General features: G+C 65.7%; 12 protein-coding genes. 2 read left to right on the forward strand and 10 right to left on the reverse strand.

The features are described 5' to 3' along the window. Nucleotides 1-36 precede the first annotated feature (36 nt). The 3 genes from secA to QYC26_RS02065 form a co-directional block, all read right to left on the reverse strand. On the reverse strand, nucleotides 37-2,784 hold the full coding sequence (gene secA / locus QYC26_RS02055; RefSeq protein ID WP_317513743.1) for a preprotein translocase subunit SecA: 2,748 nt from the start codon (nucleotides 2,782-2,784) through the stop codon (nucleotides 37-39). A gap of 120 nt (nucleotides 2,785-2,904) precedes the next feature. Further along, nucleotides 2,905-3,189: a hypothetical protein gene (locus tag QYC26_RS02060; protein WP_317513744.1), complete on the reverse strand. Its 285-nt coding sequence runs from the start codon at nucleotides 3,187-3,189 to the stop codon at nucleotides 2,905-2,907. Nucleotides 3,190-3,309: 120 nt separating this feature from the next. After that, nucleotides 3,310-3,864 (reverse strand): energy transducer TonB, encoded by a 555-nt coding sequence (locus QYC26_RS02065; protein WP_317513745.1) that lies wholly within the window; start codon nucleotides 3,862-3,864, stop codon nucleotides 3,310-3,312. A gap of 152 nt (nucleotides 3,865-4,016) precedes the next feature. On the opposite strand from QYC26_RS02065, the gene argJ reads away from it, so the two are divergent. Together argJ and QYC26_RS02075 are read left to right on the forward strand one after the other, a co-directional pair. Continuing rightward, entirely contained in the window at nucleotides 4,017-5,249 is a 1,233-nt protein-coding gene (argJ, locus tag QYC26_RS02070) for a bifunctional glutamate N-acetyltransferase/amino-acid acetyltransferase ArgJ (protein ID WP_317513746.1), read from the forward strand. Between the two features lie 5 nt (nucleotides 5,250-5,254). Next, nucleotides 5,255-6,049: an inositol monophosphatase gene (locus QYC26_RS02075; protein ID WP_317513747.1), complete on the forward strand. Its 795-nt coding sequence runs from the start codon at nucleotides 5,255-5,257 to the stop codon at nucleotides 6,047-6,049. Between the two features lie 57 nt (nucleotides 6,050-6,106). On the opposite strand, the gene trxA is transcribed toward QYC26_RS02075, so the two are convergent. The 7 genes from trxA to QYC26_RS02110 all read right to left on the reverse strand — a co-directional run bounded on the left by trxA (nucleotide 6,107) and on the right by QYC26_RS02110 (nucleotide 17,418). Then, nucleotides 6,107-6,427 carry a thioredoxin TrxA gene (trxA, locus tag QYC26_RS02080; protein ID WP_317513748.1) on the reverse strand — a complete coding sequence of 107 codons (321 nt, stop codon included), beginning with the start codon at nucleotides 6,425-6,427 and terminating at the stop codon, nucleotides 6,107-6,109. A 72-nt stretch (nucleotides 6,428-6,499) separates the two neighbouring features. Continuing rightward, nucleotides 6,500-9,928: a double-strand break repair helicase AddA gene (gene addA, locus QYC26_RS02085; protein WP_317513749.1), complete on the reverse strand. Its 3,429-nt coding sequence runs from the start codon at nucleotides 9,926-9,928 to the stop codon at nucleotides 6,500-6,502. Further along, a complete protein-coding gene (gene addB, locus QYC26_RS02090; RefSeq protein WP_317513750.1) occupies nucleotides 9,921-12,887 on the reverse strand; it encodes a double-strand break repair protein AddB in 2,967 nt (988 codons plus the stop codon). Before addB ends, addA begins: the two co-directional genes overlap by 8 nt. After that, nucleotides 12,880-13,644 carry a nucleotidyltransferase family protein gene (locus QYC26_RS02095; RefSeq protein WP_317513751.1) on the reverse strand — a complete coding sequence of 255 codons (765 nt, stop codon included), beginning with the start codon at nucleotides 13,642-13,644 and terminating at the stop codon, nucleotides 12,880-12,882. Before QYC26_RS02095 ends, addB begins: the two co-directional genes overlap by 8 nt. Continuing rightward, nucleotides 13,641-14,630 (reverse strand): aminoglycoside phosphotransferase family protein, encoded by a 990-nt coding sequence (locus tag QYC26_RS02100; RefSeq protein ID WP_317514978.1) that lies wholly within the window; start codon nucleotides 14,628-14,630, stop codon nucleotides 13,641-13,643. The genes QYC26_RS02095 and QYC26_RS02100 overlap by 4 nt, the downstream gene beginning before the upstream one ends. Next, nucleotides 14,627-15,073 carry a tRNA (adenosine(37)-N6)-threonylcarbamoyltransferase complex ATPase subunit type 1 TsaE gene (tsaE, locus tag QYC26_RS02105; RefSeq protein ID WP_317513752.1) on the reverse strand — a complete coding sequence of 149 codons (447 nt, stop codon included), beginning with the start codon at nucleotides 15,071-15,073 and terminating at the stop codon, nucleotides 14,627-14,629. The genes QYC26_RS02100 and tsaE overlap by 4 nt, the downstream gene beginning before the upstream one ends. Continuing rightward, complete coding sequence (locus QYC26_RS02110) at nucleotides 15,070-17,418, reverse strand: sensor histidine kinase (RefSeq protein ID WP_317513753.1); 2,349 nt, start codon at nucleotides 17,416-17,418, stop codon at nucleotides 15,070-15,072. Before QYC26_RS02110 ends, tsaE begins: the two co-directional genes overlap by 4 nt. Nucleotides 17,419-17,428: the final 10 nt, after the last annotated feature.

Here is a 17,428-nt window from a genome sequence, read left to right on the forward strand (position 1 = left end):
AGGGACGGGCCTTTTTCGCATACTGTCAGGCGGCGATCAGAGAGCGCCGTGGCAGTGCTTGTACTTCTGGCCCGAACCGCAGGGGCACGGCGCATTGCGGCTGACCCGGCCTTCCCAGTTGGCCGGATCTTCGCCCAGTTCATCCTCGGCAGCGAACTGCGCCACCTGAAGCGGAGGCAGGCGCGTGGTGATCAGCCCCAGCGAGCCGGCGTCGATATCGTTCGAATCGTCCTCACCCGTCAGCGGATCGATATGGGTGGTGAAGATGTCGGGCATCTGCGGCAGTTCAGGCACTTCCAGCTCTTCCTGCGGCATGAAGCGGGCATTGGCGATGAGACGGGTCACGTCCTCGCGGATGGCGCTGAGCATGCGATCGAAGAGCGCGAAGGCTTCCTGCTTATATTCGTTGATCGGCGTCTTTTGCGCATAGGCGCGCAGATGGATGACCTGACGCAGCGCATCGAGCGTGGCGAGGTGATCCTTCCAATGCTGATCGAGCGACTGGAGCAGGATCGACTTTTCGACCTGCGCCCAGCTTTCGGGCGGAAGATCGGCGATCTTTTCAGCCACGGCGGCATCGGCCAGCTGCTGGAGACGCTGTTCGATGAGTTCGGGATCGACCGCTTCCTCGGTGAGCCATGCGTCGAAATCGGGCGCGAGGTTGAGCACGTCGAGCGTGCGCTGCTTCAGGCCGGCAATGTCCCATTGTTCGGGATAGGTATCGGCCGGGCACGCATCGGCTACGATCATGTTGACCGTTTCGGCGCGCATGTCGACGACGACATCGTCGACGGTTTCGGCGTCCATGATGTCGCTGCGCTGTTCGTAGATGACCTTGCGCTGATCGTTCATCACGTCGTCATATTCGACGACCTGCTTGCGGATATCATAGTTGCGCGCTTCGACCTTCTTCTGCGCGGTCTCGATCGCCTTGGACAGCCAGCGCGAACCGATCGCCTCACCATCGGCAAGGTTCGAATTCATCATCTTGGCGAACATCGTGTCCGGGCCGAAGATGCGCAGCAGATCGTCATCGAGCGACAGGTAGAAACGGCTGAGGCCGGGATCGCCCTGACGGCCCGAACGGCCACGCAGCTGGTTGTCGATACGCCGGCTTTCGTGGCGCTCGGTGCCGAGCACGAACAGGCCACCCGCCTGCTTCACGCGTTCGCGCTCCTCAGCGATCTCGGCCTTGATGCGCTCGATCGCCGCATCGCGCTCGGGGCCCTCGGCCATTTCCGACAGTTCGTCGTGGATGCGGAATTCGATATTGCCGCCGAGCTGAATATCGGTGCCGCGGCCCGCCATGTTAGTGGCGATGGTGACCGCGCCCGATCGGCCCGCCTGCGCGACGATGTGCGCTTCGCTTTCATGGTAGCGCGCGTTCAGCACCTTGTGCGGCACGCCTTCCTTGCGCAGGAATTCGGACAGAAGCTCGGACTTTTCGATCGAGACGGTGCCGACGAGCACTGGCTGGCCGAGCGCCGCCTTTTCAGCGATCGCCTTGGCGATCGCGCCGAACTTGTCGGTGGTGTTCTTGTAGAACTCATCCTCGTTATCCACGCGCTGGACCGGGACGTTGGTGGGGATGGTGACGACGTTCAGCTTGTAGATGTCGTAGAATTCAGCGGCCTCGGTGGCGGCGGTCCCGGTCATGCCCGACAGCTTCGGATACATGCGGAAGTAATTCTGGAAGGTGATCGAGGCGAGCGTCTGGTTCTCGGGCTCGATCCGGACGCCTTCCTTGGCCTCGACCGCCTGGTGCAGGCCGTCCGACCAGCGACGCCCGTCCATCATGCGGCCGGTGAATTCGTCGATGATGACGACCTTGTCGTCCTTCACGATATAGTCGGTATCGCGCTTGAACATGACGTTGGCGCGGAGCGCCTGGTTCATGTGATGGACGATCTGGGTGTTTTCGTAATCGTAGAGATTGGCGCCGACGAGCAGGCCGGCTTCCTCGAACAGGCGCTCGGCGCGTTCGGTGCCATCTTCGGTAAGGATGATCGAGCGCTGCTTTTCGTCGACCTCGTAATCCTCGGGCACGAGCTTCTTCACGACCAGATCGACCGCGACGTACATTTCCGACTTGTCGTCGGTCGGCCCCGAAATGATGAGCGGCGTGCGCGCTTCGTCGATCAGGATCGAGTCCACTTCGTCAACGATCGCGAAATTGAAGGGCCGCTGGACCATCTGTTCGCGGTCATATTTCATGTTGTCGCGCAGATAATCGAAACCGAATTCGTTGTTCGTGCCGTAGGTGATGTCGGCGTTATAGGCGTCACGGCGCTGGAAATCGGTGAGGTTGGGGACGATCACGCCAACCGTGAGCCCAAGGAAGCGGTAGACCTGCCCCATCTGTTCGGCGTCGCGGCGGGCCAGATAGTCGTTGACCGTGACGACATGGACGCCGTTGCCCGACAGCGCATTCAGATAGGTGGCGAGCGTGGCGACCAGCGTCTTGCCCTCACCGGTGCGCATTTCGGCGATCTCGCCCCGGTGGAGCACGATGCCGCCGATCATCTGCACGTCGAAATGGCGCATGCCGAGAACGCGGCGCGCGGTTTCGCGGACGGTGGCGAAGGCTTCGGGCAGCAGATCGTCGAGCGTCTGCCCCTGATCGAGCCGTTCGCGGAAGCGCGCCGTCTGCGCGGCGAGATCCTCGTCGCTCATCGCGACGACGCTGTCTTCAAAGGCGGCGATCTTGGCGACGATCTTGTCGAGCGACTTGACGTAGCGATCGTTGGACGAACCGAAAATGGCTTTGGCGAGGCCACCGAGCATTGTAATTCCTGTCTATTCTATGATGCGCCCGCCGCGACCGCGAGCAGACACGCAAATTTATGGCGATAAGATAAAATGGGAGCGTCGGCGCATGGCAATTACGGCGCCGATGGCCGCAACCTATTCCCGACGGCGCTCGCCAAAGGGCGTGGGCGCAAAGGGAAGCAGAGGCTCAACCGGCGTGGAGAGCGGCTGTGCATAGGCGGCCAGCGAACGGGCGCCGGGTTCGACCGCAGCGCGCACCGGGGCTGCCTTCTCGATCGAAAGAACGTGCGCAACCGCCACGATTCCCGCGATATTTTCAGCCGCGCTCTGCTGCATCTGTGCAAGCTCGGCCCGACGCTCACCGGAGATAGCCCCGGTAAACCCAGACAAGAGCGCAGACAGAAAAAGCAACAGTTCCAAAGACGGGCCTCTCAACAGCGTTGGCATGACATAGTTATTGCGGAGCCGTTCGTCTATCGAAACGGCACGAAAAAACCGTACCCGGACGCGCGGGCACCCGGGCTGGACGGGGGATACCGCTTATTTGGCCTTGGCAATGGCGAAGGGCACGACTTCCTCATGGACACGGCGGCGCCCATCGGCATCGTAATGCTTGGTATCGATCTTGTGCTTGATCACCACCTGGCACAGCCGCTTGTCCTCGCCCGCGTCACCCGTCGGGCGGACGAGGCGGCAGGAGGAGATCATCCCGTCGCGGTCATAGGACAGGATCGCATCGCCGCGGACGATATTGGGATCGTCGCCGCCGAGCAGATCATCGAGCTTCCAACTGATCTTCTGCTTCATCCGGCTTTCAACGGCTTTGCCCGCCTCATCGCGCGCGGGCACCCAGCGAGACCGCATGAACACCTCGCAGGTCCGTGAATCCAACGCGGCATGGCCGCTCGACTGTTCGATCTCGCAGGCCGACACCGCGCCATCGGCGCCGATGGTGAAAATGGCCGCCACCGTGCCTTCCTGACGCTGAGCGGCCGCCTCACGCGGGTAATCGGCGGCGGTGATATTGGGCCCCTGCCCTTCGACCACCTTGGCCGGTGTGCCGGTTGCGGCATCGGCAAGAAGCATTGCAGCCATCAACAACATCATCTGATCCTCCCCTGTTCCGGGCATGCCCGTCCCACTGAAACAGGCTATCAGTTGGGGGTTTTTTGGAAAAGCCGTTTCCACCGTCTGGCACGATGCGCTAGACGGCCAGCAGTTCCATTCCGGAGTTTCGAGCCGACACCATGACCGATCTTGTGAAATCCCCCCTTGCCCCCGCAGCCTTCCCCGCACTTCCCGAAATTGCGGGCGTGTCGAAGCGCGTGGCGCGGGCGCGATACAAGAACTGGAATCGCTGCGATCTGACCTTTGTGACGCTGGATGCCGGAACGAGCGTGGCGGGCGTGTTCACGACGAGCAAATGCCCCTCGCCCGAGGTGGAATGGTGCCGATCCGCCCTGCCGATGGGCACGGCACGCGCCGTTGTCGTCAATGCCGGCAACAGCAACGCGTTTACCGGCAATCGCGGGCGTGCCGCCGTCGAGGCGATCGCCGCGCGCGTGGCCGGGCATCTAGGCTGCCAGCCGTCCGAAGTCTTCGTCTCGTCCACCGGCGTGATCGGCGTACCGTTGCCCATCGACAAGGCCGAGGCCGGGCTGGACGCAGCCTTTTCCGCGCCCGAATGCAGTTGGGAAGACGCCGCCGCCACGATCATGACCACCGACACCTTTACCAAGGGCGCAACCGCGCAGGCGGTGATCGGCGGGCAGACGGTGAACATCGCCGGGATCGTCAAGGGATCGGGGATGATCGCGCCGGACATGGCGACGATGCTCGGCTTTATCTTTACCGATGCAGCCGTTGAGCCCGCTTTCCTGCAGCAGATGCTGTCGGCGGCGAACCGCAAGAGCTTTTCGAGCATCACGGTCGACAGTGATACCTCGACCAGCGACACGGTGCTGGCCTTTGCGACCGGCAAGGCGGGCAACGTGCCGCTTTCAGCCTATGACGATGCGGGCGCGGACGCGTTTCAGGCGGCGCTCACCGCGATCTGCCTTGACCTGGCGCATCAGGTGGTGCGCGACGGCGAAGGCGCGAGCAAGTTCATCGCAGTGACCGTGGAAGGCGCGGTTTCGGACGACAGCGCACACCGCATCGCGCTCTCCATCGCCAATTCGCCGCTGGTGAAGACCGCGATCGCCGGCGAGGACGCCAATTGGGGCCGCGTGGTGATGGCCGTCGGCAAGGCGGGCGAACCCGCCGAGCGCGACCGGCTGGCCATCCGTTTCGGCGCGACGCAGGTGGCGCGCGACGGGCTGGCGGTCGAAGGCTATGACGAAGCCCCCGTGGCCGCACACCTGAAGGGCAAGGAAATCGAGATCGGCGTGGAACTGGGCCTTGGCAACGGCCGTGCAACGGTCTGGACCTGCGACCTGACGCATGGATATATTTCCATCAACGCCGACTACCGGAGCTGACGACCATGCATCCGCTGCACCACCGCGTCGCGACATTGATCGAGAAGGTGGGCACGGATGTGATCCTGCCGCGTTTCGGCCGGCTTGCTTCCGAGCATATCCGGCTGAAGGCGGCGGACGAGATCGTCACCGTCGTCGACCATGAGAGCGAAGACCGACTGGCCGAAGGGCTGGCCCGTATCCTGCCCGAGGCGGGGATTGTGGGCGAGGAGGGCGCGGCGGCGAACCCCGCGCTGCTCGAGCATGCCGGCGAAGGGCTGCGCTGGATCATCGACCCGATCGACGGCACCGCCAATTTCGTGGCCGGAAAGCCCCCCTTCGGCGTACTCGTCGCGCTGGTCGACAATGGCGTGACCGAGGCCGGCTGGCTGTTCGATCCGATTGACGGGCGGATGTGCCATGCACAGTGCGGGCGCGGCGCGTGGATCGACGCCGAACGCGTAAAGGCCGAGGAAAGCGGCGCCCCCCTGCCCATCGCGGCGATTTCGACGATGTTCATGGAAGCCGGGCGCAAGGCCGATTTCAAGGCACGCGCCAAAGGCAAGATGCGGCTGGTGGACATTCCCCGCTGCGCCGCTGAGCAATATCCGCGCCTGGTGCTGGGGCAAAACGATCTGGCGCTGTTCGAACGCGCGCTGCCCTGGGACCATGCGGCAGGCGTGCTGTTCGTCAATGAAGCGGGCGGCCGCGTGGCCCGTGCCGATGGCAGCCCCTATCTGGTCGGCGATCTGCGCCCCGGGCTGCTCGGCGCCGCTTCCCCCCGGCTATGGGACGAAGCGGCGCAGATACTCTTTGGTTAGCGGTTCCCAATCCGCGATTTCCGAGTCAGCAGATGCTTCCATCTGCTTCGAAATCGCTTAGAGTTCGCTTTCGATCCAGCCCTTGAGTTGGCTCTTGGGCGCCGCGCCGACCTTGGTGGCGGCGGGCTGGCCGTTCTTGAACAGGATCATCGTCGGAATGCCGCGCACGCCGTACTTGGCGGGGGCGTCGGGATTGTCGTCGATGTTGAGCTTTGCGATCGTGACCTTTTCACCAAGCTCGTCCGAAAGTTCTTCAAGCGACGGGCCGATCATCTTGCACGGACCGCACCATTCAGCCCAGAAATCGACGAGAACCGGGCCCTCGGCCGAGATCACGTCCTGATGAAAGCTTGCGTCACTGATCTGCTTGGTGGCCATCGCCAAATCTCCTTTAGGGTTGACCGTATCTAGGAGCGGATCGCCCGCGTCTCAACCGTTTTGCCCAAAGCTTTATTCCGTGGGTGCCAAGCCCGGCTTGTGCGCCGCGAGCAACGCCTCGGGCAGCTCGATCAATGCGGGGCCGGCGGTATAGAGAAGCTCGGCCACGATGCGACGGCCCGGGAAGATCACGCGCAGCGCCTCGGCATAGGCCGACATCTGCCGCAGGTGATGGGTAGGCACCTTGAGCACCCCGGCGGGCACGCGGCGCCCCGTCTTGAAATCGACAATGCGGATGATATCGTCACGCACGAGAAGCCGGTCGACCGTACCCGCGATCACATCGCCCGTGACGACCGCAGCAATCGGCGCCTCGGCGAGCGCATCGGCACCGAACAGATCGGCGTGGACGGGATCGTTGACGATCGCGAGCGCGTCGTGGGCAATGGCCGCGCGTTCGGCGGGATCAGAGAGCCCCGCGCTGTGTTCGAGCCAGTGAAGCGCCGCGCCTTCGCGGGCATCACGCGCGACATCGGGCAGGCGTTCGAACAGCGCATGGAGCAGCCGGCCGCGTTCGGCCGCGCGGCGCATCTCGGGGCCCGGCGGCGGGCTGGCGACATCATCAGGGCCCATCGAGGACGGTGCCAATGGGCGCGGCGGGCGCGATTCCTCGGGCGCGGCGCGGTGCAGCCATTCGGGCAGCGATGGCGGGAGCTCGACGGCCTTTTCAGCGGGCGGCTGGCGCAGCGGTGCTTCGGCCGGACGATGGCCAAGGAAATGACGCGCGCCGCCCCATTCGCCGTCATCGACCGCCTCGACGCCCAGTTGCTCGAACGCGCTGCCAATGGCGGCGTGCCAGCTCTTGGCATGCGGCACGCCCTTGGCCTGCGGCCCGAGCGCACCGCCGATGATCAGGCGTTCCTCGGCGCGGGTGAGCGCGACATAGAGGAGCCGCCAATGTTCCTGGAGCTCTCGCCGGGTGGACAGATCGACCGCCTCGGCGAGCGATCCCGCCGCCTCCCCTTTTCGCGGCCGAAAGACGGGAACGGGCTCGTTATTCTCGAAAATGTCCCAATCCACGCTGCTGCGCGGGCCGCGCGTGGGATCGACCGTGGCATCGGCGAGGATGACGAGCGGCGCCTGAAGCCCCTTGGCGCCGTGCGCCGTCATCACGCGCACGGCATCGAGCGGCGCGGATGGATCGCGGACGATCTCGACATCGCCGCGATCGAACCAGTCGATGAACAATTGCAGCGACGGCGCCGAATCGCTTTCGAACTGGAGCGCGGCGTTCAGCAGTTCCTCGATCGGATCGCGCGCCTCCGCCCCCAGCCGCGCCAGCAGCTTGCGCCGCGCATCGACCGGACCGGAGAGCAGGTTTTCGAGGAAGCGGTAAGGCGTGGTGAGATCGGCCTGGCCGAGGATCTGGCGGATCGCCTCCGCCGCATCGCCCTCAAGCGCACGCGTATCGCGCAGATGGCGGTAGAGGCTCCTACCCTTGGGACGTTCCAGCCCCTGCTCCATTAGCTGCTCCTGCGTCCAGCCGATGATCGGCGAGACGAGCAGTCCTGCGAAATTGAGATCGTCTTCGGGCTGGAGCGCGAAGCGGATGGCGGAGAGGAGATCGCGCACGACGAGCGGCGCGTTGAGCCGGAGACGATCGATGCCCGCAACGGGCACCCCTTCGGCATAAAGGCGCGCGACGATGAGCGAGGCAAGCTCGCTGCGGCGACGGACAAGGATCAGAATATCCTCAGGGCGGAGCGGCCTCCCCTTGCTTTCGAGCCAGAGCGGTTCTTCGAGCCAGTGGCGGATCTGACGCGCAAGCCGGGTGGCGAAGCTGCGTGTGCTGTCCGACAGCCAGCTTTCGTCGCCCTCGATTTCGTCGTCATCGCCGCTGAGGCTGTCCGGCGATACGGGGTTCCAGAGCGTGACGATGCCGGGGCCGGAAACCGCGCTTTTATGCGGCTCGGTGCCCGACATCAGGCCAAGCGCATCATGACCGAGATTGTCGAGCAGTGCGTCGACCAGTTCGAGCACGGGCTCGGTGGAGCGGAAGGATTCGATCAGCGAGAGATCGAGCAGATCATGCCCGACCGATTCCGCCTGCCGCGCGAAATAGATCTGCGCCGCCTGGAAATTGATCGGATCGGTGCCCTGAAAGCCGAAGATCGCCTGTTTATAGTCGCCGACCGAAAAGATGGTGCGGATGCGATCGGCCTTGGAGCCATCGCCCGAAAAGAATTCGCCCGCCAGCGCCGAGACGATGGCCCATTGCTGGGCATTGGTATCCTGCGCCTCGTCGACAAGGATATGATCGGTCGCCTGATCGAGCTTGAAGCGGATCCAGTCGGCCATGCGCGACTGGCCGAGCAGTTCGACGGCCTTGCGGATTAGATCGTTGAAATCGACCGAGCCCTGAAGCCGTTTCGCCTCAGCATAGAGCGTCGCGAAGCGGCGACCCGCCTCAAGCCCGGCGCCCAGAATGGCCGCAAGTTCGGCGCGGCTGCGCAGCGAGAGCAGGTCCTGCACGCTATCGGCAATGCGCGTGGCATAGCCTTCATAGCCCGGCTCGATCCCGAGCATCTTGGCCGAAAGCGCGAAGGGTTCACCCTTTTTGTTACGGACGACGCCGAGCAGATCGGCGAGCATCTGCGCGCGCAACTCCGGCGAAGCACCACGCCATTTCGCGATCATGTCGGCCTTGGCGAGGCCCTTTACCCCGGCGATCTCGGCATTGGCGGCGCCGATGCGGCGGACGCTTTCCATGTCGAACGCATCATCGGCGCAGGCGGCGATGATCGCCTGTTCGATATCGCCTTCGGGCACGCCAAGCGCCGCGCGAATGTCGGCCGGGATATCCGCGCCGAAATTGGCCATGGCGGCGGGGACGGCCGCGCAGTCCATGAGGAAGCCTTCGGCCCCGCCTTCCCCCAGCCGGCGGCTGAGCGCCTGCACGGCCTGAAGCAGTGCTTCGTCACCGCTGTTTTCCGCACCCACCAGCATATCCGCCAAAACGGTTCGGGCGAGCAGCTTCTCCTCGCGTGCCTCCATCGGCCGGAAACCGGGGATAAGCCCGGCCTCGACCGGGAAACCGGCAAGCAAGGTCTGGCAAAAACTGTGGATCGTCTGGATGCGCAGCCCCGAGCCGCTGGCGTCGAGCACGCGGGCAAAGAGCGTACGCGCCACCGCGCGGCTCTCTGGCCCGTGATCCTCACCCAGCGCCATCAGATCGCGCGCCAGTTCGGTATCGGGCAGGCGCACCCAATGGGCGAGCCGTGCATGGATGCGATCCGCCATTTCGGCGGCGCCCGCCTTGGTGAAGGTGAGGCAGAGGATCGTCGACGGATCGGCCCCGCTTAACAGCAGGCGCATCACTCGCGCGGTGAGGACGTGCGTCTTGCCGGTGCCGGCCGAGGCCGAAAGCCAGACCTGTGCCTGCGGATCGGAGGCGAGTTTCTGATTGCCGCGCAGGGCAAGGAGCGGTTTTACCTTAGCCATCGCGGCCATACCATTCGTCGAGACGCATCAGCTGATCATAATCGCCATAAGGCGCATATTCGGGATGGAGCTTTGCCGTGAAGGCTTCGTTGCCGGTGAGCCAGCGCTCGGCCGCCTCGATAAAATTGTGCCGCGCAATCGCGGTGAATTCGGCAGTGACGATCTTTTGCCAGCGGCCGCTTTCATCGACCGGGCTTTGCTTGTAGCCAAAGCCCGTCTTGCCGCGTGCGAGCGACCAATATTCGAAGGCGGCGGCGCGGCCGAGAACATCCTCGAACCCAGCCTCTTCCGCGATCAGACCGAGCAAGCCGAGCTGCATCGAAAAGCCTTCGCGCACCGCGCGGCTGCTGGGCGGAGAGCCGGTCTTGTAATCGATCACGGCAAGGCTGCCATCGGCGAAGCGGTCAATCCGGTCGATCCGGCCGCCGAGTTCGACCCCGGCGATCTGGAGCGCGCCCCACGCCTCGGCCTTGACCGGGATACGGCCGATGAGGCGGCCTTCGGCGATCTCGGCGGAAATCCATTCGAGCGCCTCCATCAGGCGCGGCTGCCAGAGAACGCGCATGACCGGATGGGTATCGGCGCGTTCGAAAAGCGCGCGGGCGCGGGCTTCGAGCGCACCGGTTTTCCACCCATCTTCCTTCGCCCAGATTTCGAGCACATCGTGCGCCGCCGTGCCGCGCCAGGCGGCGGAGGGATCGGCATCGATGGGGTCGAGCGCGCGCAGGCGCAGCATCTTCTGCGCGTAAAAAGCGTAAGGATCCGCCTTCAGCCGATCGACATCAGTGACGCTGATCGTGCGTGGGCGTTTTTCGATCGGGGGCACGGGTGCGGGCTGGCCGGCTGGCGTGAACGTGCCCGGCCGGTCGATTGCGCCAATCCAGTGATCGAGCCCCGCGACCCGTTTCATCGGGCCGGCCATAGCCTCCATCCGCAGCCAGAAGCGCGAGGCGATGGTGGGCGCGCGCGCATCGCGCCGGGCGCGGGTGACGAGAACCTTCGGCCCCCCCAGCGCATTGGCCAGATCGTGCGCCGACAGGCCGATGCGGCGTTCAAGGCTGGCGAGGCCCAATTCGGAACGGACGCGCGGGGCAAGCCACGGGTCCTGCGACGGGAGCGACGGCCAGCTGCCCTCGTTGAGACCCGCCAGAACCATCAGATCGGATTGCTGGAGGCGCGCTTCGAGCAGCCCCCAGATCGAGATGCGCGGATGGCCGCCCTGGGGCGGGCGGATCGCGATTTCGTCCATCATCCGCTTCAGCAGCGGGGCGAGATGTTCGGGCCGCGCATCGCCGGGGCCGTCCATGGCATGGGCTTCGAGATCGGCGAGCAGGTCGGCGAGCGCCCGGCCGGCGGGGCCGGACCAGATGCCGTCACCCCCCAATGCCGTCGCCGCATCGCGCAAGGCACCGAGCAGATCGCCAAGCAACCGGGCGCGGCCAAAACCGTCTGCCAGCGGATCGAGCAGCGTACGCGCCTCCGCCCAACCGGGCTGGGCGCGGCGGCGGACGGGTTGCTCGCGATCCGAACCGCCCTGCAGATAGAGCGAAACCCCCTCAAGCCCCGCAGGCGGGCGCGGGCCGCGAAGCGCGAGATCGAGATGGCGGACCTTTTCCAGCCAGCCGAGCCTTTCCTCGCCCGCCTTGACGAGCGGGTGCTTGAGCAACGCGAGCAGCGGGACGGGTGCAAAGTTTTCGGCCGCCGCCTCGGCAATGGCGAGCAGCAGCGTGCCCGGCGCCTCGGTCGACAGCGGACGCCCGGCGGAATCGTCCGCCTCGATCCCCCAGCGTTTGAGATGGGCGGAAACGCGGATCGCGAGCGCGCGGTCGGGCGTGACGAGCGCGGCAGTGCGCTCGGGCGTTTCCAGCGCCTCACGCAGCGCCAGAGCAATCGCCTGTGCTTCCTCGGCCGGGGTCGCCACCTCGAGCGCGCGGATGCCGCTGAGGCGCGTGACGATCCCCTCCTCGCTCCACCGGCCGGTGAAGAGCGCGGGCTTCATCGCGTTGGAAATGGCGCGGCTGCGTTCGGCGCGGGCATCGTGCCCGCCGCTCCACGCCCAGCGCTGCACCTCGGCGCGGCCGACATCCATTCGGTCGAGCAGCAGCTTCAGATGGAATTGGGGATGGGTTTCGATCGACGGACGGCGCGTGCCGGTGACCGGATCGCGGGCAAAGGGGCCGAGCGCATCCCATTCGTCGCCCGGCATCTCGTCATCAAGGCCGGGCAGGACGACGAGGCCGTTATCCATCCACGCGACCGATTTGAGCAGACCGGCAACCGCGGGCGCGGTGGAGGTGATGCCGGCGGCCGCAACGAAGCTGGCGCCGCTGCCCTGTTCGCGCCAGCGCCGCGCGATGCGGTCGAGCAGCAGGTTGCGGCGTTCGACCATGTCGATCCGGCCGAGCCGTTCGAGTTGGGCGGGCCAGCGATCAAGGATGATGGTGAGGAGCGCGAGCGATTTCTGCCAATGCTCGGACAGTTCGGGCGCGACCTCGAGCGTCTTGAGCCGCGCGGGATCGACACGTTCGACGAGAAGCTGATCGAGCGTGCGGGCCAGCTCGGCGGCCAGGCGGATCGCCTCGGCGGCATCCACCGGCTCGCGGGCGCGCGCGCGCTCTTCCTGCACCAGCCGGGCCAGGATCATGCGGCGGCGAACGGGATCGATAGCGGGGGGCAGCGGTGCGCCCTGCCCGATCGGATCGAGCGCGCTGCCCAGCCGTTCATCGAGATCGGGATCGCCGATGGGAACGAGCCGGGGCAGCAGTAACCCGCCCTCTGCCCGGCGGACAAAGGCCGATATGACGGCATTGCCCGCGCGGTTGTTGGGCACGAGGACGATGCCGCGCGCCAGCGCGAGCGGATCCTTGCCCCAGCGTTTGAGCAAACCTTCGGCCAGCGCATCCGCAAAGGCACGGTGCGGGGGGATAGTAAAGACGGATGGGGCCTGCGCCTCACCCATGGGCGAGCATCGCCTCGGTCTTCTTCACCGCGACCGGTGTGCCGACATCGAACCACAGCCCTTCATGAACAAGGCCGTAGCAACGGCCCTCGGCAATCGCGCGGTCCCAGAAGATATTGGTCGAAAAGGCGCCTTCGGGCGCATCGCGCAGCAGCCGGTGCGACACGATCTGGATGCCCGTATAGACGAAGGGCGCAACGCGCCCCGGCTTGCGGCGGCTGACGCGGCCTTCGGGATCGAGATGGAAATCGCCGGGACCGGTGTGGCAATTGGCGCGCGCCTGCGGAACGACGAGGAGAAGCGCGTCCATTTCCTCGGCATTCCAGCGTTCGGACAAGAGTCCGATGGCGTCGACCGGGCCATCGACCCAGAGATTGTCGCTGTTGACGCAGAGAAAGGGATCATCCTCGATGAGCGGCAGCGCCTTGATGAGCCCGCCCCCGGTTTCGAGCAGCTGGCCGCGTTCGTCGGATACGAGGATTGCCATGTCCGACGCCTTGGAGCGCAGATGCGCCTCAACCGAATCCGCGAGATAATGGACGTTGACCACCGCGCGCATGATGCCCGCCGCGCGCAGCCGATCGAGCGTATGATCGAGCAGCGCCTTGCCCGCGACGTGCACCAGCGGCTTGGGTCGGGTGACGGTGAGCGGACGCATCCGCTTGCCGAGCCCCGCCGCCATCACCATCGCGGTACGCAGCGGCGTGCCGCCCGTGGCCGGGCGGATGGCAAGCGGCTTGCGGATGGGCTTGTTCATGCCGCGGCTTCCGCCGCCCATGCCGCGCCGCGCTGGTGGGCCGGGATATTGGCATCGAACCAGGCGCGCACGGGGGCAAGCGCGGGATGAGCGAGATCGCGTTCAAGATAAGCCCAGACGCGCGGGAGATAGGAGAGATAGCGCGGCTTCCCGTCGCGCTTGCACAGGCGCATGAAGATGCCGACGATCTTCGCATTGCGCTGCGCGCCGAGGAGCGCATAGGCAGTGTCGAAATCATCGCCGACACCTGCTTCCGCCTTGTAGAGCGCAAGCATTTCGGCTTCGACCGCGGCCGAGACATCGCGCCGGGCATCCTGCAGGAGCGAGACGAGATCATAGGCCGGATGACCGGCGAGCGCGTCCTGGAAATCGAGCAGGCCGAGCCGGTCGACACCGCTCTTGCCCTCGATCAGCATGATGTTTTCGGCGTGATAATCGCGCAGCACCGTGACCCCGCGCGCCTCCGCACCGTAAAGTCCGGCAAGCGCTTGGTCCCAGGCCGCCTCATAACCGGCGGCATCGACGTCGAGCCCGATCGCGGGGCAATACCATTCGGTGAGCAGCCCCGCCTCGCGCTGATATTGCGCGCGATCATAGGGCGGCACGTCCATGGCCGGATGGCGGTGAAGCCGCGCGAGCAGGCGCACGGCATCGGCATAGATCGGGCCTTCCACCTCGGGCGCGGCATCGATCGCTTCGCGCACGCGGTCATCACCGAAATCCTCGAGCAGGACGAGGCCGTTTTCGAGATCGGTGGCGAGGATCGCGGGCGCGGCAAAGCCAAGCCCGCTCAAATGCTCGGCGATGTGAATGAAGGGGCGCGGATCTTCATGCGGCGGCGGCGCATCCATGAGCACCGCGCGCCGGCCGGGTGCGACCACGCGGAAATAGCGGCGGAACGAGGCGTCGCCCGCGAGAGGAAGGATTTCGGCCCCTTCCCAGCCATGCGCGGCGAGGAAAGCGGGGGCGGATGCGGGCGGAATCATTTCGGTGGCCATCGGCCCTCCCAAGACGGCGGTACGGTTGCTGTCAAGGCGCGTGCGCCGTCTGCGGTGGGCTGAAGGCTGAGCCGCAGCGCATCGGGCCAGAGCGCATCGCCCAGACGTTCGGGCCATTCGATCAGCAGCACGCTATCATACCGCATGTCATCGAGCCCGAGTTCCTGCGCATCCTCGGGATCGTCGAGCCGGTAAAGATCGACATGCGCCACGGGAATGCGTACTTCGGGGACGTCATAGGGCTGGACGATCGCGAAGCTGGGGCTCGGGGCTTCCTCGGCAAGGCCAAGCGCGGACAACAGGCCGCGCGCCAGCGTCGTCTTGCCCATGCCCAGATCACCCGACAGCGCGATCACGTCGCCCGGCCGCACACAGGCCGCAAGCGCGGCACCGATCGCCAGCGTCGCGGCTTCATTGGCAAGCCGGATCATCGCGGAATTTCCATCGTCAGTACGGTCCCTTCCCCCGGTTCCGAATAGAGTGTGAGCGAGCCGCCATGCGCCTCCGCATATTGGCGCGCAAGGGGCAAGCCGAGGCCGAAGGCATCATCGCCGTCCGGTGCGCGGTCGGCGCGGCTGAAGCGATCAAAGGCATGAGCCTGCTGATCCGCGTTCATCCCCGCGCCATCATCGGACACGACGATCCGCGCCGCCGCCCCATCGCCGCTGCCATGGAGGAGGATACGGCCGTTTTCGGGCGTCATCGCGATGGCGTTGCGGATCATGTGCGCGACGCTGCGCCGCAGCCGCCGCGCATCGCCCGACACCTGCCCCACCGACGGATCGAGATCGAGCGCGAACGTGATTCCCTTGGCAGTCATCGCCCCCTTCTGCTCGGCCGCGATTTCCGAGGCGATGCTGTGCAGATCGACCGGTTCATGCTCCATCGGAACGCCCCCCGCCCCGCCCTGGGTAAGATCGAGCACATCGTCGATCAACCCGCTCAGCCGTGTGACGGAATCGATGATGGCGCCGACATAATCACGCGCGGTATCGGCAAGCGGACCCGCATAGCCCTGTTGCAGCATTTCCGCGAAGCCCCCGATCGAGGTGAGCGGGGTGCGCAGTTCATAGCTCATATTGGCGACGAAGGCGGTCTTGAGCTTGTCGGCATCCTCAAGCGCCTCTGCACGGTCGCGCAGCGCCTGTTCGATGCGACGGCTGTCCGAAATGTCGAGCATAGTGAAGAGCGCGTTGCCATCGGGCAGCGGGACGGCGGCAAATTCATAATGATGCCCGTTGCGCAGCGCCACGCGTCCGCTGCGATGCTGGCGTTCGTTGGTGGCGACGCGGACCAGTTCGCGGATCAGCCGGCCACGTTCGGGATTGGCGAGCTGACCACCCATGATTTCGACCAGCGCATCGATGCGCGGATGGGCGGTGAGAATTTTTTCCTCCAGCCCCCAGATTTCGCGGAAGCGATCGTTCCAGAGGTTCAAGCGCCCGTCGCCGGCAAACACGGCAATCGCCTCGAACAGATTGTTGAACGTGGCGGTGCGGACGCGCAGCAGCGTATCGCGCGCGCTTTCGAGCTTGAGCTGCTCGGTGCGGTCCTCGAACACGATGAACAGGCCGCCATCGGGCGACGGCTGGGCCACGACACGCAGATGCGCGCCGCCGGGCAGCAGCCAGCTTTCCTCGGCTGCGGCCTCGCCCGAGAGGAACCAGCCCCGCCGTTCCTGCTTCCAGCCGGGGAAGTCGCGGACCTCTGGCACGCGCCCCGCCTCGCGCATGCGTTCGAGAACCCGGTCGAATTCAGGACGATCGGCAAGCCATTCGGGCTTCATGCCGAAGATGCGCTGGAAGGGCTGGTTGCAGAAGATGAGCGAGCGATCCGCGCTGAACTGAGCGACGCCCGCGGACAGGCGATCGAACATGTTTCGTTCGGCAGCAACGAGCCGGTTGAGCGCGGTGCGGAGCTGTTCGGTTTCCTCGATATCGATCGCGAAACCCGCAACGCCCGCTTCGCCGATGGGCACGTCGACGACACGCATCATCCGGCGTTCACCGCCGATCGTGGCGGGCACGGTCCGCTGCATCACCTCATCCGCCTCGCGAGCAGCCGCGGCCATGGCAAAGGGGGTGCGCCCGCCGCTGGCCTCGACCAGTTCGAGCCCGCGTTCGATGACATCGGCGGCGTCGCGCCCCTCGACGGCCTTCACATAGGCGCTGTTGACGAGCGCCAGCCGCAGATCGGCCCCGCGATGCCACATCGGAAAGGGCGACGCTTCAATCAGCCCGGCAAGCGCGCCGAAGGATTTGGTGAGGCGCCCGACCTCATCCCCCAGACGCCCGATTTCGAGCTGGCTTTCGGTAGCGTCGAAGAACCAGAGGATGACCCCGCCGGGCGCGGACAGCACGGGCCCGGCTGGCGTGCCCCGAATGATGAGCGTGCGGGCACCGTCCTGCGTGCGGACGGCGCGGGAGAAGCGGCCGCCCGATTTTTGCGCGGCGGCGATATCTTCCGCAAGGCCTGCGCCGTCGCTTTCGAGCAGGCCGGAATCGATCCCCGCCAGCTCGCCCAAATAATTGGGCATGCGCGCGACGCCGAGCCAATCGGCCAGCCGCGCGGGCGCATCGATCCGGCCATCGGGACGGACAAGCATGGGAATGGCAGGGGCGGCTTCGAGCAGTTCCTCAAGCCGGACGACATCGCGTTCGACCCGCGCGGCGCGGCGCCGGAAACCGAGCCCGGCATAGAGCGCCCAGCCGGCAAGCATCAGCCACAGCGCGAGCACCACACCGACCACCAGCGCGATCACCGTGCTTTCGCTCATCCAATAGTCC

It is taken from the genome of Sphingomonas sp. C3-2 (genome assembly GCF_033025475.1).
In the GTDB taxonomy this organism is placed as follows: domain Bacteria; phylum Pseudomonadota; class Alphaproteobacteria; order Sphingomonadales; family Sphingomonadaceae; genus Sphingobium_A.